General features: G+C 71.9%; 16 protein-coding genes. 10 read left to right on the forward strand and 6 right to left on the reverse strand.

Annotated features, from left to right (window positions below; genetic code table 11):
- The 4 genes from CA984_RS04475 to CA984_RS04490 form a co-directional block, all read right to left on the reverse strand.
- Positions 1-867: thiamine pyrophosphate-dependent dehydrogenase E1 component subunit alpha (locus CA984_RS04475; RefSeq protein WP_108724529.1), on the reverse strand; the 867-nt coding region annotated here is incomplete at its 3' end.
- The gene (locus CA984_RS04480) at positions 860-1090 is read right to left on the reverse strand and encodes a phosphopantetheine-binding protein (RefSeq protein ID WP_012888932.1); all 231 of its coding nucleotides are present in this window, start codon (positions 1088-1090) and stop codon (positions 860-862) included. The genes CA984_RS04475 and CA984_RS04480, both read right to left, overlap by 8 nt.
- A gap of 3 nt (positions 1091-1093) precedes the next feature.
- The gene (locus tag CA984_RS04485) at positions 1094-2407 is read right to left on the reverse strand and encodes a condensation domain-containing protein (protein ID WP_086568447.1); all 1314 of its coding nucleotides are present in this window, start codon (positions 2405-2407) and stop codon (positions 1094-1096) included.
- Positions 2404-3855: a class I adenylate-forming enzyme family protein gene (locus CA984_RS04490; RefSeq protein ID WP_086568449.1), complete on the reverse strand. Its 1452-nt coding sequence runs from the start codon at positions 3853-3855 to the stop codon at positions 2404-2406. The genes CA984_RS04485 and CA984_RS04490 overlap by 4 nt, the downstream gene beginning before the upstream one ends.
- 360 nt (positions 3856-4215) lie before the next feature.
- On the opposite strand from CA984_RS04490, the gene CA984_RS04495 reads away from it, so the two are divergent.
- The 5 genes from CA984_RS04495 to CA984_RS04515 all read left to right on the forward strand — a co-directional run bounded on the left by CA984_RS04495 (position 4216) and on the right by CA984_RS04515 (position 14368).
- Entirely contained in the window at positions 4216-10554 is a 6339-nt protein-coding gene (locus CA984_RS04495; protein ID WP_165781103.1) for a non-ribosomal peptide synthetase, read from the forward strand.
- Positions 10554-10736: an MbtH family protein gene (locus CA984_RS04500; protein WP_031162980.1), complete on the forward strand. Its 183-nt coding sequence runs from the start codon at positions 10554-10556 to the stop codon at positions 10734-10736. Before CA984_RS04495 ends, CA984_RS04500 begins: the two co-directional genes overlap by 1 nt.
- 56 nt (positions 10737-10792) lie before the next feature.
- Positions 10793-11047 (forward strand): acyl carrier protein, encoded by a 255-nt coding sequence (locus tag CA984_RS04505; protein WP_037934373.1) that lies wholly within the window; start codon positions 10793-10795, stop codon positions 11045-11047.
- A gap of 38 nt (positions 11048-11085) precedes the next feature.
- Positions 11086-12456: a condensation domain-containing protein gene (locus tag CA984_RS04510; protein WP_086568454.1), complete on the forward strand. Its 1371-nt coding sequence runs from the start codon at positions 11086-11088 to the stop codon at positions 12454-12456.
- A gap of 76 nt (positions 12457-12532) precedes the next feature.
- Entirely contained in the window at positions 12533-14368 is a 1836-nt protein-coding gene (locus tag CA984_RS04515) for a N,N-dimethylformamidase beta subunit family domain-containing protein (protein ID WP_086568457.1), read from the forward strand.
- 168 nt (positions 14369-14536) lie between these two features.
- Here CA984_RS04515 and CA984_RS04520 read toward each other — a convergent pair whose 3' ends face one another.
- Both CA984_RS04520 and CA984_RS04525 read right to left on the reverse strand, forming a co-directional pair.
- Positions 14537-15181 carry a M15 family metallopeptidase gene (locus CA984_RS04520; protein WP_086568460.1) on the reverse strand — a complete coding sequence of 215 codons (645 nt, stop codon included), beginning with the start codon at positions 15179-15181 and terminating at the stop codon, positions 14537-14539.
- 11 nt (positions 15182-15192) lie between these two features.
- On the reverse strand, positions 15193-16353 hold the full coding sequence (locus CA984_RS04525; RefSeq protein ID WP_086568462.1) for an ROK family transcriptional regulator: 1161 nt from the start codon (positions 16351-16353) through the stop codon (positions 15193-15195).
- A gap of 222 nt (positions 16354-16575) precedes the next feature.
- Here CA984_RS04525 and CA984_RS04530 point away from each other — a divergent pair, with 222 nt between their 5' ends.
- The 5 genes from CA984_RS04530 to CA984_RS47665 all read left to right on the forward strand — a co-directional run bounded on the left by CA984_RS04530 (position 16576) and on the right by CA984_RS47665 (position 22754).
- Positions 16576-17907 (forward strand): sugar ABC transporter substrate-binding protein, encoded by a 1332-nt coding sequence (locus tag CA984_RS04530; RefSeq protein ID WP_086568464.1) that lies wholly within the window; start codon positions 16576-16578, stop codon positions 17905-17907.
- 4 nt (positions 17908-17911) lie between these two features.
- Positions 17912-18925, forward strand: coding sequence for a carbohydrate ABC transporter permease (locus CA984_RS04535; RefSeq protein ID WP_086568467.1), 1014 nt, complete (start codon positions 17912-17914; stop codon positions 18923-18925).
- Complete coding sequence (locus CA984_RS04540; protein ID WP_086568469.1) at positions 18925-19776, forward strand: carbohydrate ABC transporter permease; 852 nt, start codon at positions 18925-18927, stop codon at positions 19774-19776. Before CA984_RS04535 ends, CA984_RS04540 begins: the two co-directional genes overlap by 1 nt.
- Before the next feature lie 102 nt (positions 19777-19878).
- Positions 19879-21333 (forward strand): glycoside hydrolase family 3 protein, encoded by a 1455-nt coding sequence (locus CA984_RS04545; protein WP_086568471.1) that lies wholly within the window; start codon positions 19879-19881, stop codon positions 21331-21333.
- Positions 21334-22460: 1127 nt separating this feature from the next.
- Positions 22461-22754 carry a helix-turn-helix domain-containing protein gene (locus tag CA984_RS47665; RefSeq protein ID WP_242675735.1) on the forward strand — a complete coding sequence of 98 codons (294 nt, stop codon included), beginning with the start codon at positions 22461-22463 and terminating at the stop codon, positions 22752-22754.
- Positions 22755-22934: the final 180 nt, after the last annotated feature.

The raw sequence follows: 22934 nt of genomic DNA on the forward strand, positions 1-22934 counted from the left end.
CGCCTGGATCTCCGCCCTGACCAGCCCGTCGAGCCGGTGGAACTGGTCGGGGTGGTCGTGGGCGTAGCGGTCGTACCAGTCGTTGTCCCTGGCAGCCTGTACGGCCCCGGCCGGACGGATGTCATCGCCCTTGCTGTGCGGGCCGAGCCGGTGGGTCACGAACTCCACCACCAGCGGCCGGGCCTGGCGCACCTCCGCGACCAGAGGGGCGAGCGCGGCCCGGATCTCGTTGACGTCGGCGGAGACGACCAGGTGGTGCCGGATGCCGAACGCCGCCGCCCGGCTCCCGACGGTGCCCGCCATCTGCGAGGCGGTCGGGGTGGACTGGGCGATGCCGTTGTTCTCCACCACCACCAGCAGCGGGAGCTCCCAGAGCGCGGCGAGGTTCAGCGCCTCGTAGACCGCACCCTCCCCCCACGTGCCGTCGCCGATGTAGACGCACGCCAGCGTGCCGGGCTCGGTCCGCTTGAGGTGGAGCGCGACCCCGGCTGCCACGGGCATGCTCTCCCCCTGCACGCCGGTGGACATGTAGCGGTCGCGGTGGATGTGCTGGCTGCCGCCGACGCCCCCGCAGACCGCGCCCTCCCTGCCCATGATCTCGGCGAGCAGGCCGTGCGGGTCCCGGAACGTGGACAGGTAGTGGCCGTGGCCCCGGTGGTTGCTGAAGACGTGGTCGTCAGGGCCGAGCAGCGGGCGCAGCGCCACCGGGACGTACTCCTGGCCGAGGCAGGTGTGCGTGGTGCCGTTGAGCTCTCCCCTGCCGTACAGCTCCAGGAGTTTCAGCTCGAAGTGCCGCACCTGCAGCAGCAGCTCCAGGTCGTCGTCGCCGAGGCGGGACAGGCGGAGCCGGTCGAGGGTCTCAGTCATCGCCGAGTGACTCCACGATCCCGGCGATGGTCGGGTTGTCGAAGAATGCGTCCAGCGAGACCTCGATGTCCAGGCGCTTGCGCATGCGGGCGATGATCTGGGTGATGGTCAGGGAGTGGCCGCCCAGGTCGAAGATGTCGTCGTGGTCGTCGATCGGCGAGATCCCCAGGACTTCCTCCCAGATCTCGCGTACCTGCTCGGTGAGGGTGGTGACGGAACCCATCTCTTACTCCAGAATTTGGTTCAGTATTTCTTTGAGCGGCAGGTCGGGGTCGTGGGTGGCGCGTTCCAGGAGGAGACGCAGATCATCTGCCACCCGTGGGGCGTCCGGGACCGCCTCGGGGTCGTACCGCAGGCTGATGGTGAGCCCGCCGGGACCGTCCACGCACTGCAGGTGCAGCGCGCCGCGGACCGCGTGGTTGAAGACCGTCCACTCCACCGAGGCGTCCAGTCCGGTGAACACCGGGTCGGCCTCGTGCCGGGTGCGGTAGCTGACCGAGACGGGGACCAGCGCGGCGTGCGGCCGGATGCGGGGCATCGCCCGGGTCAGCGGCACCTGCCGGAACCGGTAGACCTGGCGTAGCTCGGCGCGGAGCCCGGTGGCGAACTCCCGGAACGTCGCCTCCGGGGACGGGGTGGAGGCGACCGGGAGCTCGTTGACGAACAGGCCGATGTGGTCCGCCGCCCCGGCCGGCCGGGTGGACAGGTCGACGGCGGTGGTCACCTCGGCGTTGCCGTACCCGGAGAGCAGGACGTGCAGCGCGGCCAGCAGCACCTCGAACCGGGTGAGCCCGGGGACCGACGGGTCGGCGGTGAGCCGCAGCACCCGGCCCTCGCCCGCTCGACGGGACCGCAGCGCCCGGCCCAGCAGCACGGTCTCGCCCGGATCGCGCCACCGGGGCGCCCAGAACTCCTTCGCGGCCGGGAGCATGGCCGCCACCCGGTCGCGCTCGGACCGGCCGTGGTCGATCCCGGGCAGCGGGGACGGGCGTTCGCCGTTGTAGAACGCGGCCAGGTCGCGGACCAGGATGTCCTTGGACTGGCCGTCGAAGATCAGGTGGTGGGCGACGAAGACGAGCAGGTGCCGTCCAGGGCCGGTCTCGAACAGGGTGAACCTGGCCAGGGGGCCGTGCTCCAGGTCGAACTCGCGCAGGATCTCCTCCCGCACGGCCGCGTCCACTCCCGCCGCCCCTTCCACGTCCGGAGAGCCGGTCGGGAACCCATCCGGAGAACCTGTCGGGAACCCATCCGGGGACCCGCCCGGAGAGCCGGTCGCCCGCCGTACGGGGACCTCGGCTCCGGGCACGAGCCGCAGCTCGTCGTCCACCTCCGCCACCACGCCGCGCAGCATCGGATGCCGGTCCACGACCGCCGCGCAGGCCGCCAGGAGCGCCCCGCTGTCCAGCGCGCCGCGCAGGTGGACGAGGAGCGGCATGTGGTAGGCCGTCCCCACCTTCACGGCCTGCTCGGTGACCCACATCCCCTGCTGGGTGAAGGTGACCTCCTGCGTTCCCCGCCGGGCCGGTGCGCCGCCGGTCATCGCGCGTTCTCCAGGCTCCGGCGCAGGGCCCGCTTGTCGACCTTGCCGCCGTTGTTGCGCGGCAGGGCGTCGACGGTGGTCACGCGCGCGGGAAGCTCGTGCGGGGCGAGCCGGTCCTTGAGGAAGATCCGCAGTTCCTCGGGGGTGAGCGGGGCCCGGGTGGCCATGGTGACGGCCACGACGGTCCCGAGCACGGGGTGCGGGACCCCGAAAGCTGCCGCCTCGATCACGTCGGGGTGCTGGTAGACGGCCTCCTCGACGTGGATCGTGGAGACCTTGTAGGCGCCCGACTTCACCACGTCGCCCTCCCTGTCGACGAGGTAGAGGTAACCCTCCGCGTCGATGCGGCCGAGGTCGCCCATCCGCACCCATCCGTCGCGGAAGGTCCCGCTCTCCGGATCGCCGTAGTAGGCGCGCGGCGCGGCCGGGGAGCGCATCCAGACCTCGCCGGTCTCCCCCGGCGCGAGCGGCGTGCCTTCCGCGGTGGCGATCCTGACCCGTCCTCCGGCCACCGCGCGGCCGACGCTGCCGGGCCGGTCCGGGTCGAACATCATGATCGTCTGAGCGGGGGCGGCCTCGGTCGAGGTGTAGTAGTTGGTGATCGTCGCGTTGGGGAAGGCCGTGGTCAGCGCCTGGGCGACGGCCGAGGGCAGCGGCGCGGCGGCCGAGCCGAGCAGCAGCACGCTGGACAGGTCGTACCGCTCGCCGACCCCGGCGTTGATCAGCTCGATGGCCATCGCGGGGACGAGGAAGACCGTCCCCGCCCGGTAGGACTCGATCAGCGCGGCGAAGCGGCCCGGGGTGAATCGCGGCAGCGTCACCACGGCCGGGTGGGCGTCGAGCGCGTTGATCAGCATGGCCTGGCCGGCGTTCGTGCCGATCGGGAATGCGTGGAGCAGATGCGCGGAGTGCGCGAACGGGCGGCGCCTGGCGCCGCAGCCGTAGGCGAGGTTGGCATGGGTGGCCGACACCCCTTTGGGGCGGCCCGTCGTGCCGGAGGTGTAGAGGATCTGCGCGAGGTCTCCGGGCTCGGGATCGGCCGTCTCATAGGACGTTTCGGTCCACAGGCCGTCAGGGGTGGCGCTCCACCCGATCTCGGGCACGGTGAGCCCGCCGGCATGGATGACTCCGGTCGCACGGCAGTGTTCCAGCATGAAGCGCAGGTCAGCGGAGGCGAGGCGGTCCGACAGCGGCACCGCGGCGGCTCCGGCCGCCAGTACCCCGCAGAACGCCACCGCGTAGTCCGCCCAGTCCGCGCTCCCGAAGACCAGACCCACCCGATCGCCCTTGGTGACACCGCGCGCTACCAGGCCGTTCGCGATCACAGCGGACCGCTCGTACCACTGGCGATAGGTGAGCGGCTCCGAGCCGTGCACGATCAGCGCGACCCCGTCGGGGTCGGCGGAGGCCCGGTCTCTGAGCAATTGGGGAACGGTCAGGTTCACCATGTGAACCTCCCAATAAAGATCGGATGTCTATGATCTCGGCGCTTGCGAGCACCCGAGTCACAACAGGAAAGAATCTTTACTATTCTAAAACGAGCGCCAGTCTTACATGATCGCCACAGCCGCGCAAGCCCTTTGGCCAAGGTTCGCCAGGGGAGGGAAACCCCTGCCACACAGGGCCTTGCGCACCCCGGGCGGAGGTGTAACACTAACCACCCAGAACTAACTGAAAGGTTTCTTTCCAGAAAGAAATCTTTCCCATTATGTGCTCAACTCGGCAAATATGCGCGGAGCGGGCTTTCGCATACCCATTTTCGGCGCCCTCGCGCGAATGCGGACCCGCGGCCGACGAAGGAGCTCTGCGTGCTTCAGCCAGAGACCATTTCCCCCGGCCAGCCAGGGACGGAATACCCGCTGTCGTACGGCCAGCAGCGGTTGTGGTTTCTCCACCGCCTCGACCCCAGCGATTCGACCTACAACACATCCTATGTTTACAGGTTGAAAGGCCGTCTTGACACGGTCGCGCTGGAGGCCGCTTTCACCGCCGTGGCCGCACGGCACGAGAGCCTGCGGACCCGCTTCCGCGAGAGGGCCGGCCGGCCCGTGGCGATCGTCGACCCGCCCGCGCCGGTGGCGGTTGAGCGGCTGGCGGCCGGGACCGACCAGGAAGCCCTGACCCTCGTCTCCGCGCTCACCAACACGGCCTTCGACCTGTCCGCCGCGCCCCCGTTCCGGGTCTCGCTGATCGAGCTGGGCCCCGACGAGCACGTGCTCTGCGTCGTCCTGCACCACATCAACGGCGACGGCTGGTCGCTGAACGTGCTCCGCTCCGAGGTCGCCACCCACTACGGCAGCGGTGGCACCGCCCCACTGCCCCACCTCCCCCTCCAGTACGGCGAGCACACCCGCGACCGGCACCCGGCGGACTCCGGGCTCCAGTGGTGGATCGAGCGGCTGAGCGGGGTGCCGCCCCTCGAACTGCCCGCCGACCGGCCGCGTCCGGTGCAGCGCAGCGGCGCCGGCGGCCAGGTCGACTTCCGGATCGAGGCGGATGTGAGCGCCGCGATCAGGGACCTGGCCCGGCGGGCACGCTGCACGCCGTACATGGTGCTGCTGGCCGCCTACCAGGTCCTGCTGGCCCGGCACACCGGCCAGAGCGACTTCTGCGTGGGCACCCCGTCGGCCGGCCGCGACAGCACCGAGCTGGAGACCATGATCGGTTTCCTGTCGACCACGCTGGCCCTCCGCTGCGACCTGTCCGGCGACCCCACCTTCAGCGAGCTGCTCAAGCGGACCCGGCGGACGGTGCTGGACGCGCTCTCCCGGCAGGACGTCCCCTTCGAGCGGCTCGTCGCGGAGCTGGACGTGGAGCGGGACCTCAGCCGCACCCCGCTGTTCCAGACCCTGTTCGCCTTCCACACCCAGGGCGAGTGGGCCGACCCGCTGCCCGGCCTGACCGCCACGCCCTTCCCGCACGGCTGGTCCCGCGCCCGGCTCGACCTGTCGGTGGACATCTCCCCCGCCGACGACGGCCACCTGCTCGGCAGCGTGGTCTACAGCACCGACCTGTTCGACCGCGGGACCGTGGAGCGGATGGTCACCCGGTTCCAGGAGCTGCTCGCGGCCGCCGTGGCGGATCCCGAGGTGCCGGTGGGCTCGCTGCGGATGCTGCCGGAGGCGGAGCTCGGGCTGCTGGCGGAGTGGAACGGGACCGGCGCCGGCCTGCCCGAGGTGACGCTGGTCGACCTGGTGCTGGAACAGGCCGCCGCCACCCCGGACGCCATCGCGGTGGAGACCCCCGCACGCGCCGGGCAGGCCGCGCCGGCGGACACGCTGACCTACGCCGGACTGGTGGAGCGGGCCGCGGAACTCGCCGGCCGGCTGGCCGCGGCGGGCATCGGCCGCGGCTCGCTGGTCGCGGTCCGGATGGAGCGCGGCACGGACATGCTCGTCGCGCTGCTGGGCGTGGCGATGAGCGGCGCCGCCTATCTGCCCGTCGATCCCGACTACCCGCAGGCTCGCGTCTCCTACGTGATCGAGGACTCCGCGGCCGCGCTGGTCCTGACCGGCCTGGACGACCTTCCCCCGGGGACCGCCGCGACCACGCGCCCCCGCCCCGGCGACACGGCCTACGTGCTGTACACCTCGGGATCCACCGGACGCCCGAAGGGCGTCGTGGTCCCGCACCGGGCGCTGACCAACTTCCTGCTGGCGATGCGCGACCTGACCGGGTCCTCGCCGCGGGACGTGTGGCTGGCGCTGACCTCGCTGTCGTTCGACATCTCCGCCCTGGAGCTGTACCTGCCGCTGGTGACCGGCGGCCGGGTGGTCGTCGCCGACGCGGAGACGGCCCGCGACGGCGTCCGGCTCGCCCGGCTCGTCCGGGACGCGGGGGTGACCCACGTCCAGGCGACACCGTCGGGGTGGCGGGTCCTGCTCAGCGGGGACCTGCCCCGCGTGGTCGGCCTGACCGGCGGCGAGCCGCTGCCGCCGCAGTTCGCCCGCGAGCTGCGTCCCCGGGTGGACAGACTCGTCAACGTCTACGGCCCGACCGAGACCACGATCTGGTCCACGGCCTGGGAGGTCCCCGAGTCTCCCGGCGAGATCGTCATCGGCCGCCCGATCGCCAACACCACCGTCCACATCCTGGACCCCGCCGGCGGCCCCGCCCCGATCGGGGTGCCGGGCGAGCTGCTCATCGGCGGCGCGGGAGTCGCGACCGGCTACCTCGGCCGGCCCGCCCTGACCGCCGAGCGCTTCGTCCCCGGCCCGGACGGCGCCCGCCTCTACCGCACCGGGGACCGCGCCCGGCTGCGGGGCGACGGCGCCCTGGAGTTCCTCGGCCGCACCGACAACCAGGTCAAGCTCCGCGGCCACCGCATCGAGCTCGGCGAGATCGAGGCCGTGCTCGACGCCCATCCCGCCGTACGGCAGGCGGTCGTCGCCGTGCGCGGGGACCGGCTGATCGCCTTCACCGTGCTGACCCCCGTGGACGCGCCCCCTCCAACGGACACGGCCTCCCCGCCGGACGCGGCCTTCCCCGCGGACGCGGCGCGGGAGCCGGGCGGCGCGGGACCACTCGACGACGTACGGGAGCACGCCGGGCGGGAGCTGCCGGGATACATGGTGCCCAGCGTGTTCGTCGAGGTGGAGGCGTTGCCGCTGACACCCAACGGGAAGATCGACCGCAACGCGCTGCCGGATGTCGACGGAGGGTCCGAGCGGACCACCACGGCGCCTCGCACCGCGGGCGAACGGCTGGTCGCGCAGGTCTTCGCCGAGGTGCTCGGCGTGGCCGAGGTCGGGGCGCACGACGACTTCTTCACGCTCGGCGGCCACTCGCTGCTGGCCACCATGGTCACCGCACGGCTGACGGCGCTGTCCGGCAGGGAGGTGCCCGTCCGGGAGGTGTTCATCCGGCCGACGGTCGCCGGGCTGGCGGAGCTGGTCGAGCCCCCCACCGGGGCCGGGGCCGGCGGGGACGGCGGACCGGGACGGGCCGCGGGCGCCGGACAGGGGACGGCGGGACAGGGCACCGGAGGCGGAGAGCCAGGACGCGCCACCGGGACCGGTCAAGGGACGGCGGGACAGGGCACCGGAGGCGGAGACCCGGGACGGGCCGCGGGCGCCGGGCACGGGGAGGTCGGCGGCCCCCGGCCCCGGCCCGTGGGGACCGTCCCGCCGCTCTCCTTCGGCCAGGAGCGGCTCTGGTTCCTCAACCGGCTCGACCCGGACGACGCCTCCTACAACATGTGCCTGGTCAGACGGCTGCGAGGCCCGCTCGACCCGGACGCCCTGGGCAGGGCGCTGGACGGCACGGTGGCCCGCCACGAGAGTCTGCGCACCCGGTTCCCCGAGGTGGACGGAGCGCCCGCCGTGGTCGTCGACCCGCCGGGCGCGGTCCCCGTCGACCGGGTGAGCGCCGGGGACGAGAACGGGGCGGCGGAGCTCGTCGCGGCCCTGACCAACAGCCCCTTCCCGGATCTCGCCTCCCGGCCGCCGCTGCGGGTCACGCTGATCGGGATCGGCGAGGACGACCACGTCCTGTGCGTCGTCCTCCATCACATCCTCGGCGACGGCTGGTCGCTCAACCTCATCTTCGACGAGCTGTCGCGCCTCTACTCCGGCCGGGCCGAGCTGCCCCCGGTGCCGCTCCAGTTCGGCGACGTCGCCCGCTGGCAGCGCGACCGCGACACCGGCGACCTGCTCGCCTACTGGCGGGACCGGCTCGCCGACCCGACCCCGCTGGACCTGCCGGTCGACCGGCCGCGCACCGCCGGGGCCGCCCGGCGCGGCGACGTGGTGGCCGTCCGGCTGACCTCGGCCGAGGCCGGCGCGCTGACCCGGCTGGGCAGGGAGCACGGCGCGACGATGTTCATGGTCCTGCTCGCCGCCTACCAGGTGCTCCTGGCCCGGCACACCGGCCGGAGCGACATCCTGGTCGGCACCGCCACCGCGGGCCGGGACCGGGTCCAGCTCGAACCGGTCGTCGGCTACCTCAGCGACACCCTGGTCCTGCGCGGTGACCTGTCGGCCGACCCCACCTTCACCGACCTGCTGCGCGACACCCAAATCGGCGTCCTGGACGCCTTCTCCCACCAGGGCGTCCCGTTCGAGGAGCTGGTGACGGCCCTGAGGACCGAGCGGGACCTCACCCGCACCCCCCTGTTCCAGACCATGCTCATCCTGCACACGCAGGACTCCGGGCACGCCCGCGACGCCTTCGCCGGACTGACCACCACGGCGTTCGAGCACGGCATGCGGCAGGCCAAGCTCGAACTGATGCTGGAGGCCTGGCAGGACGAGCACGAACTGCTGATCACCCTGGTCTACGACGCCGAGCTGTTCGACCGGGCCACCGTCGAAGGGCTGGCCGCCCGATTCCGCCTGCTCCTGACCGCGCTGCCCGAGGTCGCCGGCGACCGGGTCTCCACCCTGCCGCTGCGCACCGAGGACGACGACGCCCTGCTCCGCCGCCTCTCCGAGGGACCGGCCCAGCCGCCGGCGACCGCCGTACCGGACCTGTTCGCGGCGGCCGTGCGGCACGCCCCGGACGCGGTCGCGATCGGGTGCGGGGACAGCCTGCTCACCTACGCCGAGCTGGACGCGCGCGCCGACGAGCTGGCCGCGCTCCTCCAGTCGCGCGGCGTCGCCCCCGGCGACGTGGTCGGCGTCCGCCTGGGCCGGACCCCGGACACCGTCGCCGCGCTGCTCGCCACCTGGCGGGCCGGAGCCGTCTACCTCCCGCTCGACCCCGACTACCCCGAGGACCGGCTCGCCTTCCTGGTGGAGGACAGCGGGGCGTCCCTCGTGCTCACCGAGGCCGGGCCGTACCGGGGGACGCCGGAACCCGCGCCGCGCGACGCCGCCGCCTACGTGATCTACACCTCCGGTTCCACCGGCACGCCCAAGGGCGTCGTGGTGGAGCACGACGGGCTCGCGGCGCGGGTGGCGTGGATGCGCGAGGCGTACGGCCTGCACCCCGGCGACCGGGTCGTGCAGTTCGCCTCGCTGAGCTTCGACACCCACGCCGAGGAGATCTACCCCACCCTGGCCGCCGGAGCCCGCCTGGAGCTGCTGCCCGACGGCGGTGTCACCCTGCCCGACCACCTGGACGGGGTCACGGTGCTCGACCTGCCGACGGCCTACTGGCACGCGCTGGTCGACCAGATCGACGAGATCGCCTGGCCCCAGACGCTGCGCCTGGTCATCCTGGGCGGCGAGCAGGTGCACGAGGCCGCGGTGGCCCGCTGGCGGGAACGCTTCGGCGACCGGGTGCGGCTGGTCAACACCTACGGCCCGACCGAGGCCACGATCATCGCCACGGCCGCCGACCTCGACGGCTCCCCAGGGACGCCGCCGATCGGCACCCCGATCGGCGGCACCCGGGTCATGGTCCTGGACGGGCACGGTGAGCCCGTGCCGCCGGGCGCGCCGGGCGAGCTGTGCGTCACCGGGGCCGGGGTCGCCCGGGGCTACCTCGGCAGGCCCGCGCTGACCGCGCAGCGGTTCGTCCCCGGTCCCGGCGGTTCACGCGTCTACCGGACCGGCGACCGGGCGCGCTGGCGCGGCGACGGGCGGCTGGAGTTCCTCGGCCGCGACGACGACCAGGTCAAGGTCAGAGGCTTCCGGATCGAGCTGGGCGAGATCGAGGCCAGACTCCTGGCGCATCCCGGCGTCGGGCAGGCGGCGGTGGCCGTGCGCCAGGAGACCCTGGTCGGCTACGTCGTCGGCACGGCCACCGGCGAGGAGCTGGGCAGGCATCTGGCCGGCGTGCTCCCGGCCTACATGGTCCCGGCGCTCTGGGTCGGCCTCGACGCCCTGCCGCTGACCCGCAGCGGCAAGATCGACCGGGCCGCGCTGCCCGCGCCCGAGGTCGGGGCCGGGACGAGGACCGCCCCGCGCGGCGACGCCGAGCTGCTGGTGGCCGACGTCTTCGGCGAGGTGCTGGGGATCGAGGCGGTCGGCGCCTTCGACGACTTCTTCGCCCTGGGCGGGCACTCGCTGCTCGCCACCCGCGTCATCGCCAGGCTCCGCGCCCTGGTCGAGGTGGACGTGCCGATCCGCACCCTGTTCGCGCGGAGCACCGTGGCCGGGCTCGCGGCCGCGGTGGAGGAACTGCTGGTCGCCGAGCTCGACGGACTGTCAGACGAGGAGGCCGCCCTCCTCGTGCGAACGCCTCATGGAGAAAGGGATCTGTGATGAGTCACCGTGTCGTGGTCAACCACGAGGAGCAGTATTCGATCTGGCCCACCGGCCGGGATCTGCCGGACGGCTGGCGGGAGGAGGGCGTCTCCGGGACCAGGCAGGAGTGCCTGGACCACATCGACCAGGTCTGGACCGACCTGCGCCCGCTCAGCGCCAGGGAGGCCACGGGTGTCTGACGACTGGATCTGGGTCTCCGCGGACGATGTCAGGCAGCGCGTGGAAGGAGCCCGCAATGGTGGTTAGGGAACGGCTGGCCGCGATGGTGGCCACGGCGTCGGACGGCGCGGTGACGGCCAAGGAGGCGCTGGCCGCGACGGTCCCGCTGTCGGCGCTGGGGGTCACCTCGCTGGCGCAGATGCGGCTGATCGACGCGGTGGAGACCGAGTTCGGGGTCGAGATCGACCTGTCGGGCGAGGGGTTCGACCTGCTGGACGACCTGGACGCGCTGGAGCGCTACATCGCCTCCTCCGGCCGCTCCGGTTCCTGAGAAGTGTCACTGAAGGTGTTCTGAACGGGGAAAAGCACATGGACATCCGGTTCTCGGGGAGCCGATCGGGCACGGCCCCGCTGACCTGGGGTCAGCGGGCCATCTGGGACACGATCCAGAAGACGGCGCCGGACGACCACTACTTCAACTTCGGCCGGGTGCTCAAGGTGCCCGGACGGGCCCGGCCGCTCACCGTGGAACGGGCCGTCGAGGTCCTGGGCGCGCTGGTGGAGCGGCACGGGTCGCTGCGGACCAGGCTGGGGGCGGGGCCGTCCCAGGTGCTGGAGACCTCCGGCTCCATCGCGGTCACCCTGTCGGCCGGCGATCCGGACCGGCTGCTGGACACGCTGGCGGAGCGGGCCTTCGACTACGCGGGTGAGTGGCCGCTCCGGGTGGGGCTCGTGGTCGCCGACGAGACCGCCGCCGGAACGGCGGAGGGGACCACCGGCGACGCCGCGGGAAGGTCCCTCGGCGGGGTCGTCACCCACATCGTGCTCGTCTTCTGCCACCTGGCGGCCGACGGCCTCGGCGCGGAGGCGGCGATCACGGATCTGCGGCTGCTGCTGCTCCGCGGAGCCGTACCCGGACCGCCGCCGCCCTCGCCGCTGGACCTGGCCCGCTGGCAGCGGTCGGAAGAGGGGCTGCGGGTCGCCCGGATCGCCGCCGAGCACTGGGAGAGCGAGTACCGGCGGATCCCGCCGACCATGTTCGACCGGCCCGTGGCCGCGCCGGAGGGCCCGCCCGTCTGGCGGGCGCAGATCGTCTCCCGGGCGCTGGACCTGGCCGTCCAGCGGATCGCCGCCGTGCACGGCGTGAGCACCTCGACCGTGCTGCTGGCCGCCTCGTCCGTGCTGGTCGGCGCAGTGACCGGCCACGACGTGTGCGCGATGCTGCCGATCGTGGGCAACCGCTTCCGCGCCGACACCGCGAACGCCGTCACCACGCTCTCCCAGGAGGGCCTGTTCGTGCTGGACCTGCGCGGCGGCGCGACCTTCGCCGATCTGCTCAGGGCGGCCAAGCCGGCCGCGCTGCGCGCCTACCGCTCCGCCTACCACGACCCGGACGACCGGGACCGGCTGACCGCCCGGATCAGCCGGGAGCGGGGCGCGGAGATCCACCCCTACTGCTGTTTCAACGACATGCGCTTCGTCGACCGGGTCGACGCCTCCCACGACGAGCGGACGGTACGGCAGGCGATGGAGGAGACGGCGCTGACCTGGCCGCTCAGCCAGGACCGGCTCAACTGCCGCTTCTGCCTGCACGTGACCGGCGAGCCCGGCGGGCTGGGCGTCTCGCTGACCGCCGACACCCGTTTCCTGCCCCGGCCGGCCATGGAGCGCTACCTGTACGACCTGGAGTCCCTCCTGGTCGAGGCGGCGTTCCGCGAGGTTCTGGAGCCGGTCGGTTGACGTCCCCCCTGCGTGGCGGCACGCCGCGTTCCCTCCCCGGGTCCGAAGCCCGGGGTCTCCATGCCGGAGGTATTCGATGACGGTGTACGCCTACGCCGAGGCCACCTCCTGCGTCCAGGGCGGCGCGCTCCGCTTCCATCTCGCGCGCGCCTCCCGGGCCCCCCTGCACGGCTCGGTCCTGCTGGAGGACGTGTCGGCGGACAGGGCGGTGTCCGAGGAGGAGTTCGACGGCCCCCTGTGGACGTTCGACGTCCCCGCGGACCTGCCGAGCTCGCTCTACCGGGCGGTGTTCACCGCCGACGAGGACGCCTCCGAGGTCTACTTCGTCGTACGGGCCGCCCGGCCGCGCTCCCCGATCCTGCTGTCGATCCCGTTCCCGACCTGGCAGGCCTACAACCGGGCGGGCATCCCCGGCGAGTCCGTCTACTGGACCGAGCAGGCCACCCGGGCCTCGCGCGTCGCCTTCGACCGGCCCGGCGGTGGCCCGCCGCCCGAGCGCTGGGAGGAGGGCATGCTGCGCTGGCTGGGGCCGGCCGGGTACGAGGTGGACTACTGCTCGGGGCTGGACCTGCACGACGGCGCCGCGCTGCTGTCCGGCTACCGGCTGCTGGTGGTCAACGGCCATGACGAGTACTGGACGGCGGGGATGCGCGACAACGTGGAGGAGTTCGTCCGCCGGGGCGGCAACCTGGCCGTCTTCTCCGGCAACACCTGCTGGTGGCAGTTCCGGCTGGAGGACGACGGGCGGACCATGGTCTGCTACCGCGACGCGGTCACCGACCCGATGGCCACCGTGGAGCCCGGCCTCACCACGGTCGAGTGGTCCAGCGCGCCGGTGAACCGGCCGGAGAACTCCCTGACCGGGGTCAGCTTCCGGAGGGGCGCCGGGACGTGGGGACCGTACATGCAGCTGATGCACGAGGAGTCCTACACCGCCCGTTTCCCGGAGCACTGGGTCTTCGACGGGACGGGGCTGGGCGAGGGCGACAAGTTCGGCCAGGGCTGCATCGGTTACGAGACCGACGCCTGCGACTTCGTCGAGGTGGACGGCGTCCCGGTGGCCACCGGCCGCGACGGCACCCCGCCGTCCTTCGTCATCCTCGCCACCGCCGACCTGCGCCACTGGCACCGGTACGGCCAGGGCGGCATGGCCACCATGGGCGTCTTCGGCCTAGGCGCCGGGACGGTGTTCACCGCCTCCACCGTGAACTGGGGCAACACCCTGCGCGATCCCGCCGTGGACCGGATCACCCGCAACGTGCTGGACCGGCTGTCCGGCCCGCCCGCCGGGTGGGAGGTCATCGGTCCGGCCGGCTCGTTCCGGGCGCTGACGGTGTGCGACTCCCAGCTGTACGGCGTGGGCACGGACGGCTCGCTGTACCGCCGGGACGTCTCCGGCCAGAACCTGCGCTGGCACCGGATCGACTCCGGCGGCGGCGTGGTCGCCATGGCCACCCCGCGCGAGGCCTCCACCACCAGGCCCATCGGCCTGTACGGCCTGACCGGCGACGACCGGCTCGTCTACCGCGACCCGGGCCCCCAGGCCCCCTGGACCGTGCTCGGCGAGGCCCCCTCCGGCGGGGTCGGGCTGGCCCTGGTCGACGGCGACCTGTGGGCCGCCACAGCCGACGGCGGCCTGTGGCGGCTGCCTCCCGAGACCGCCGAGTGGACCCTGGTCGACGGGGAGGCCGGCGCCGTCGCCCTCACCGCCATGAACGGCCGCCTCTACGCCGTCTGCTCGGGCGACCGCGTCCGCACGCGCCTGCCGGTGGCGGCCGCCGCGGAGTGGAGCGACCTCTGCTCCGCCGCGGGCTGCACCACCCTCACCGCGCACGCGGGCCGCCTGATCGGCGCCGCCGCCGACCTCCCCCTCCGCTGGCGCGCCCCCGTCCCCGACCACCGGGCGAGGTGAGGCCGTGGGCAGTGGACCCGGACGGGGGCCGGGCGACGACGGGCTCAGACCCAGGTAGAGCCGTAGACGACGGGCTCAGACCGAAGCGGGGCCGTAGACGGCGGGCTCAGACCGAGGTGGGGTCGTAGACGGCGGGCTCAGACCCGGGTAGGACCGTAGACGGCGGGCTCAGATCGAGGTGGGGCCGTAGACGGCGGACGCGGCCCCGGTGGTCATGGCCCAGTAGCGGTCGCCGTAGGACCAGTGCCACCACTCGGTGGGGTAGTTGACCAGGCCGGCCGACCGCAGGGCCGTGCCGAGGAGGCCGCGGTGGTGGCGGGCCTCGGACGACAGGCCGGAGGCGTCGGTGTAGCAGGCGCCGTCGCTCTGCTCGGGGGTGGCGTTGAGCGGGGTGCCCATGTCGAGCTCGTCCCCGTCCTCGGTGCACAGGGTCAGGTCCACCGCCGCGCCCGCGGTGTGCGGGGCGACCTCCACGGGCGAGACGTAGCGGCTCGCCGCCACGCAGATCTCCTCGGGCGACATCTCCGGGAACACCAGCCGCAGCTCCGCCGAGTACTCCTCGAAGATCCGCTGCTGCGTCACCAGCGGCCGGTAGCCCTCCACCACCAGCAGCCGGTAGCCCGGCGGGAGCTGCGTCTGCGCGCCCTCCAGCCGGGCCAGCAGCCCCTCCCGCAGGTGGGCGAAGGCCCCCTCGGAGTCGGCCATCCGCCCGTCCACCCGCAGCCGCCCCCGGACGTCGGCCAGCCGCTCGCCGGACTCCTCGACGGGGATCGCGGTGACACGGGGGTCGGAGATCAGAACGATGTCGCGCATAGCGCCAATTCTCACACCGTCTGGGAGAACACCTGCTCGCGGGCCTGCTGCAGGGCCGATACCAGGGCGCCGCGCAGCACCGGGTTGCCCCGCACCTCCGTCGTCACGACCCTCGGCTGGCTCGGGCAGACCCGGGCCACGGCCTCCTCGACCCTGGTCGCGAGCGCGCTCCCGCCGGCCCTGCCGACGTCGCCGCCGAGCACGATCAGCCCGGGGTCCAGGACCACGGCCACCGCCGCCACGCCGACCGCCAGTCTCCCGGCCAGCTCGTCGAGGAAGCCCTCCGATCCGCCGGCGACGGCCGTACGGACGTAGTCGCCGACGGAGTCGCCGGCGACGCCGTGCGCGTCCGCCAGGCCGGCCACGGCGTCGCCGCCGACCAGGCGCTGGAAGGAGCCGGACTGGGGCTCGCCCACATCGGTGGGGAGCGGCTCGCCGGGGACCGGGAGCCAGCCGATCTCACCGGCGCCGCCGGTGAAGCCGCGGTGCAGGCGTCCGCCGAGCATGACCCCGAGCCCCTGGCCGACTCCCGCCCAGACGAGGACGAAGTCATCCATCTCCAGTGCGGCGCCGTGGCAGCGCTCGGCCAGCGCGGCCAGGTTCACGTCGTTCTCGATCGTCACGGGGACGTTGAGGTGGCGGCGGAGCCCGGCGAGCACGCCCTCGTGCCAGGAGGGCAGGTCGAGGGAGAACCGGACGTCGCCGGTCCGGGGGTCGACGACGCCCCGGGTGCCGATCACGAAGGCGCGCAGGCCGGACATGGGGATGCCCCCCGACTCGCACGCCTTACGGACGGCGCCCTGTACGAGCCGGACCGGGTCGTCGTGGCCGTTGGGGTCCACCGAGATCTCCGCGACGGTCTCGCCGGTGATGTCGGCCACTCCGGCGCTGATCCGGTCGGGCAGCACGTCGAGGCCCACGACGTACGCGCACGAAGGTACGACGCCGTACAGCGCGGCGTTGGGGCCGCGTCCGCCGGCCTGCTCGCCGACCACCGCGACGAGGTCGCGGTCCTCCAGCCTGGCGAGGAGCTGGCCCGCGGTCACCTTGGAGAGCCCCGTGTGTTCTCCCAGCTCAGCCCGGGTGAGCGGGCCGCTGGACAGGAGCAGCTCCAGTGCCGCGCGGTCATTGAGCTGGCGCAGCAGGCGAGGCGTCCCCGGACGTCTGGACAAGATCGGCTCCCCCCGTCACGATCCGCTAACGATCGTTTCTTTTAAGAAAGTTTCTTGTTAGTTTAACCGTAGTCAGCCCGCAGGCAAGAGTGACAGCAGGCTGCGGGATGTCAGAGCGCCGACCGTGAGGAGGCGCCTTCGACCAGGTGTGGCGAGGCATGGGGACCACGCCGGCACCCGAAGCGCGACCCCGACGTGAAGCCGGGAAGGGAGAACCCCAAAGTGAAAATCACGAAGATCGCGGTTACGACTGCTACCACCGCCGCCCTGGCCCTGGGCCTCGCCGCATGTGGTTCCACCGACGAACCCGCCAAGAGCGCCGACCCGCAGGCCGGCGCCTCCACCGCCGCCTCCGGCCCGAAGTACGCCGGCCAGACCCTGACCGTGTGGCGTCTCGGCGACAGCAACCCGGCCGCCCAGAAGTACATGGACGAGCTGAACGCGGCCTTCGAGAAGGAGTCCGGCGCCAAGATCAAGCTTGAGTGGATCCCGTGGCCCCAGGTGAACGACAAGTTCACCGCCGCCGCGGCGGGCGGCGCCGGCCCGGACGTCACCGAGATCGGCAACGACCAGGTGCCGCTCTGGCAGAGCCAGGAAGCCCTCTCCCCGGTCACCCCGCTGGTGGAGGCCGGCGACCAGGCCCAGATCCCGAAGAACCTGCTCGGCCTGGAGACCATCGACAACGAGGTCTACGCCCTGCCCTGGGGCGCCGGCTCCCGCGCGGTGCTCTACCGCAAGGACTGGTTCAAGGACCTCGGCATCGAGGTTCCGAAGACCTGGGACGAACTGGTCGCCGCGGCCAAGAAGATCCAGGAGAAGAAGGGCAAGGACGTCGACGGCTTCGCCTTCAACGGCGGCTCCGACGCCAACCACCTGCTCGGCGCGTTCGCCTGGTCCGAGGGCGGCGAGTACGCCCTCAAGGAGGGCGACAAGTGGGTCGGCAAGGTGACCGACCCCAAGTTCAAGGCCGGTTTCGCCACCTACACGAGCCTGGTCACCGACGGCCTGTCCGGTAAGTCGCGCCTGACGCAGAACACGGTGGACATCCGCAAGCGGTTCGCCAACAACAAGGTCGGCATGTACCTGACGGCCGGCTGGGACCTGCCCGGCATCGAGGTGGACAGCAAGGGCAAGCTGAAGGCCGACAAGCTGGCCTTCTTCCCGCTCCCGGCCAAGTCCGGCGGCGAGGCCCCGTCCTTCTTCGGCGGCAACGACATCGCCATCTGGGACAGCGCCAAGAACAAGGAGCTCGCGGCCGAGTACCTGAAGCTGGCCACCAACAAGGAGTGGGCGGAGCGTTACGCCCTTGAGGGCGGCCTGCTGCCGATCTACCCCGAGGCTCTGGCGAAGCTGAGCTCGGACCCGGCGCTGGCCCCGTTCGCGGCGGCCTTCGCCAAGGCCAAGGCCTTCCCGGCCGACTCCAACTGGACCGAGGCCAACGAGACCAAGGCCGTGCTGCAGAACGCCGCGCGGTCCGTCATCGAGGGCAAGGCCACCCCTGACGAGGCTCTCACCAAGGCCAACGGGGAAATCGAAGAGATCCTGAACCAGTAGTCACATGACGAACACGTCTACGATCGCCCGGGGCGGAGGCAACCCCTCCGCCCCGGGGCGGCGCCGTAACAGCCCGCAGCGCCCCGCCAGGGCCAGCGGGCTCCCTCCGTGGGTCATCCCGTACGTCCTGCTCGTGCCCGGTCTAGTGGTGATCGCCGGACTGCTGCTCTACCCGCTGTTCCAGATGATCGTCATCTCCTTCCAGAAGGTGGGGATCCCCCAGATCAACGGCAAGAAGCCGGCGACCTGGGTGGGCTGGGACAACTACACCAAGGTCCTCGACAACGAGATCTTCTGGTCCTCGCTCCGCAACACCGTCGTCTTCGCCGCCGTCACGGTGACCCTGACACTGGTCCTCGGGACCGCGGTGGGCGCGCTGCTCAACAAGCTCGGCAAGAAGATGTCCACGGTCGTGGTGGTCGGCATCATGTCCGCCTGGGCCGTACCGCCGGTCGCCCAGGGCGTCATCTGGCGCTGGCTCTTCGACGCCGACGCCGGAATGATCAACTGGGTGCTCAACCTGCTCCCGGACTGGCTGTCCAGCCTGCTGTTCGGGCGGGCCGACTGGACCGGCGAGCCCTGGCTGAACGACGCGCTCACCATCTACCTGGTGCTGATCATCTGTGTGGTCTGGGCGTCGTTCCCGTTCATCGCGGTGTCGGTGCTGGCCGGCCTCAAGGGCATCCCCACGGAGCTCTACGAGGCGGCCCGGGTCGACGGGTCCACCCCCTGGCGGACCTTCAGGAAGATCACCTTCCCGCTGCTCAAGCCGGTCTTCTCGGTGCTGACGATCCTGTCCATCATCTGGAACTTCAAGGTCTTCAGCCAGCTCTACGTGCTGATGAACGGGCCGACCAACCGCGAGGCCTTCAACCTGTCCATGTTCTCCTTCGCCGAGGCCTTCCGCAGCCCGCCGAAGATGGGCACCGGCGCGGCGATCGCGGTGATCCTGACGCTGCTCCTGCTCGTCGTCACCGCCGTCTACGTCCGGCAGATCGTGAAGACGGAGGAGATGTGATGACTCCGATCGCACGCAAGCGCCTCGGGAAGGCCGCGCTCAACGCGGCCGGCGTCCTGGTCTTCGTCTTCGCGGTGTTCCCCGTCTACTGGATGGTCTCGACCTCCTTCAAGACCAACGACCAGATCTTCACGACGGACTTCATCCCGTTCCCCACGGAGCTCACCCTCGACCACCTGAAGCGGGTGCTCACCGAGGGGGTGGCGGGCAACTCCATCTGGCTCTACATGCGCAACAGCGCGATCGTCGCGCTGGGCACCGTGGTCATCGGCGCCGTCTTCGCGCTGCTGGCGGCCACCGCCATCGCCCGCTTCGCCTTCAAGGGCCGCAGCAGCTTCCTGGTCCTGCTGCTCATCGTCCAGATGATCCCGGCCGAGGCCCTGCTCATCCCGCTTTTCCTCAACGTCAAGCGGCTCGGCCTCTACGACCAGCTGCTGGGTCTGATCGTCATCAACGTCGGCCTGACCCTCCCCTTCGGCATCTGGATGCTGCGCACCTTCGTCGCCGCGGTGCCCAAATCCCTGGAGGAGGCCGCCTGGATCGACGGCGCCAGCCGGTTCACGACCTTCCGGAAGGTCCTGTTCCCGCTGGTGGCTCCCGGCCTGGTGGCGACGAGCATCTTCTCGTTCATCACCGCCTGGAACGAGCTGATCTTCGCGCTCATCCTGATGTCGGACTCCTCGGGCTACACGATGCCCGTCGCGCTGCAGTTCTTCTTCGGGCAGCGAGGCACCGACTGGGGCGCCATCATGGCCGGCTCCACGATGATGACGATCCCTGTCGTCGTCTTCTTCCTCCTGGTGCAGCGGCGCATGGTCACGGGCCTCGTCGCGGGCGCCGTCAAGGGCTAACCCCTCCGGTGCTGGTACGGCTCCGCACCCACAAGGCGCGAGCCGTACCAGCCCTGTCCATATCCGACCCCCCTAACCTCAGGTAAGGAATCAGGTAGCGCCATGTCTGAGTTCATCGCGGACTCCAGCGATCAGGGGCTGCGTCGTCTCGCGGCCGGCACGTTGCTCGTCGCCTTCCGGGGCACCACCGCCCCCGAGTGGGTCCTCCGGGACCTGGAGAACGGTCTCGGCGGCGTCACCCTCTTCGGCTTCAACGTCGCCGATCCCGCCCAGCTCTCCGGGCTCACCGCCCGCCTGCGCGAGGCCGGTGAACCGGTCATCTCGCTGGACGAGGAGGGCGGCGACGTCACCCGGCTCGACTACCACGTGGGCAGCCCCTACCCCGGCAACGCCGCCCTCGGCGCCGTCGACGACGTCGAGCTGACCCGGCGCGTCTACCGGTCCATCGGTGACGACCTGGCCCGCTGTGGCGTCAACCTGGACATGGCGCCGTCCGCCGACGTGAACACCGCCGACGACAACCCGGTGATCGGCACCCGCTCGTTCGGGCCGGACACCGCGCTGGTCGCCCGGCACACCGTCGCCGCCGTCCACGGCCTGCAGTCGGCCGGCGTGGCCGCCTGCGTCAAGCACTTCCCCGGTCACGGCGCCACCCGTCAGGACTCCCATCTGGAGATCCCACTCGTCGACGCCTCACTCGAACTGCTGCGGGAACGCGAGCTCGTGCCCTTCCGCGCCGCGATCGACGCCGGGACCAGGTCCATCATGACCGCGCATGTCCGGGTCCCCGCCCTGACCGGCACGACCCCCGCCACGCTGTCGGCCGCCGCCCTGACCGTCCTGCTCCGCGGCGAGCTGGGCTACGACGGCGTGATCGTCTCCGACGCCCTCGACATGAAGGCCGTCACCGACACCTACGGCCTGGCCGGCGGCTCGGTGCTCTCGCTCGCCGCCGGGGCCGACCTGCTCTGCCTCGGCCCGCTGCCGACCGAGGACGACGTCCGCCGGATCATCGACGAGATCGTCGCCGCGGTCGGGGACGGCCGGCTGCCGACGGCCCGCCTGGAGGCCGCCGCCGAGCGGGTGGCCCGCCTGCGCGCCTGGTTCGGCACGCCCCGGACGGGTCAGGCGGAGGAGAACGTCATCGGCCTGGCCGCCGCCCGCCGCGCGGTCAGCCTCACCGGCTCGGCGTCCCCGCTGATCGATCCGCTGGTGGTCGAGGTGGACACCCCGCCGACCATCGCGGTCGGCGACGTGCCGTGGGGCTTCGCCCCCCTGCTGCCGCAGGCGGAGGTGGTCCGGGTCAAGCCCGAGACGGCGGACGTCCCCGGCATCCTGGAGCGTGCCATCGGCCGTTCCCTGGTCGTCGTGGTCAAGGACGCCCACCGCTACGAGGCCAGCAAGTCGGTGGTGTCGGCGCTGCTGGCCGCCCGCCCCGACGCCACGGTGGTCGAGATGGGCCTGCCGATCTGGCGCCCCGAGGGCGTCACCTACCTCGCCACCTACGGCGCCGCCCGCGCCAACGCCCAGGCCGCCGCCGAACTGCTCGGCGTCTGACCTCCCCCATGCCGGTACGGCCCGCACCCCGGAGGACCCCCCGGGTGCGGGCCGTACTGTTGTGTGATTCGCGTGAGGATCCCGCTGAAGGCGGCTTCGCGTTCATGGATACGCCAGCGGCTGATCCGGGGTTGAGGAACAGCCGAACAGCCGTTTAGCGCTGGGCGTCCCCTCGCAGGTCAGCGGCGACCGCACGAGCGCACGGCGTGCCGGGTGGGCGGCCGCTTGGTCGACGTCGACGATGGCCCAGGAAACGTGCCCCGCCTGACCTGCAGAGACGTCGAACACGCCGTCGCCGGACTGTTCCCGACGGCGTGAAGACTCAGCCCTTGATTCCCCGGCACCGAAAATCTGTAGTTGCTGAAGTAGACATTCGTGGCGGGTGGGGGTAGAGTTCCTGACATCGAAAGGAACGGATCCACCAGGGCAGAGCAGTACGTAGGCATCACGACGAACTGCCCGGACGAGCGTGGATAGCTGGACAACAAAGACGATGCAGTGAAGAAGGGCAGAAGGTCGGACGTGCCAGGACCGGGCGGTTGAAGGGTCCCGGCCGTGGACGCGCTGCCACAGCAGTCAGTCAGTGAACGTCGGACGTGCCGGGACCAGCGGTAAGTGAAGGGTTCCAGCCGTGGACACGCAGCTGCGGTACGTAGTGATGCATGAGGTGGAAGAAGTAACGCCAACCAAGAGCGAAGGGAGTGTTGAACGCCATCAGGATCGCCCGTCGCCGGCTGAAGTTCGCCGCACGGGTACCGCAGTCCCACGGATTGGAAGGTGGTCTACGGTCACGCATACGCGATCCCCGCACCCCCGCCCCCATCGGGCGGCCAGTGCGGAAGAGACAGATCGGCCTCCGGGCCGGTAGATGGTGTTGAACCTCGCGGGCCCCGGCGCATCATGGCGCCGGGGCCCTATCGGCATTTCGGGAAGGTTGTTGGGAAGGTTATATGGATCAAGCACCGATGGCGTCGGCCGTCCGCGCGCAGCCCAGGCTCCGCGCCAGTGCCGATAAGGCTGGACCGGCCCCTGGGGCCGACACCGCCGGCAGGGCCGGCGGGCTCCCTGCCGCACCGGGCGACATCCCCGGTCACCGGTTCGACGACGAGGACTACCCCGCCTACAGCATGGGCCGGGCCGCCGAGATGCTCGGCGTCACCCAGGCGTTCCTGCGCAATCTAGGCGCCGCCAGGCTGATCGAGCCGCAGCGTTCCGAGGGCGGCCACCGCCGCTACTCGCGCTACCAGCTGCGCCTGGCCGCCCGCGCCCGCGAACTGCTCGACCAGGGCACCGCCCTGGAGGCCGCCTGCCGCATCATCATCCTCGAAGACCAACTCGCCGAAGCCCTGCGCATCAACATCGAACTTCAGCAGAGCCGCGACCGCCACCAGCCCGACAACGCGAGCCGCCGTACGGCCTGAGGGCCGGCACGCTCACCCCGCGATCGCCCCGCACCGCACCAGCTCACGGCGCGCCCTGCCTCACAGCGGCAGGGCGGCCTGGCGCGGACGCCACGGCTCACGCCCTGAAAGCGATGCATCGGCCGACAGGCTCTCAAACCGGAATCTCCGAGTTCGGTTGCGACCACCCCGAGCTCCGCG

The sequence above is a fragment of the Streptosporangium minutum genome (genome assembly GCF_002149035.1).
Taxonomy (GTDB): domain Bacteria; phylum Actinomycetota; class Actinomycetes; order Streptosporangiales; family Streptosporangiaceae; genus Streptosporangium; species Streptosporangium minutum.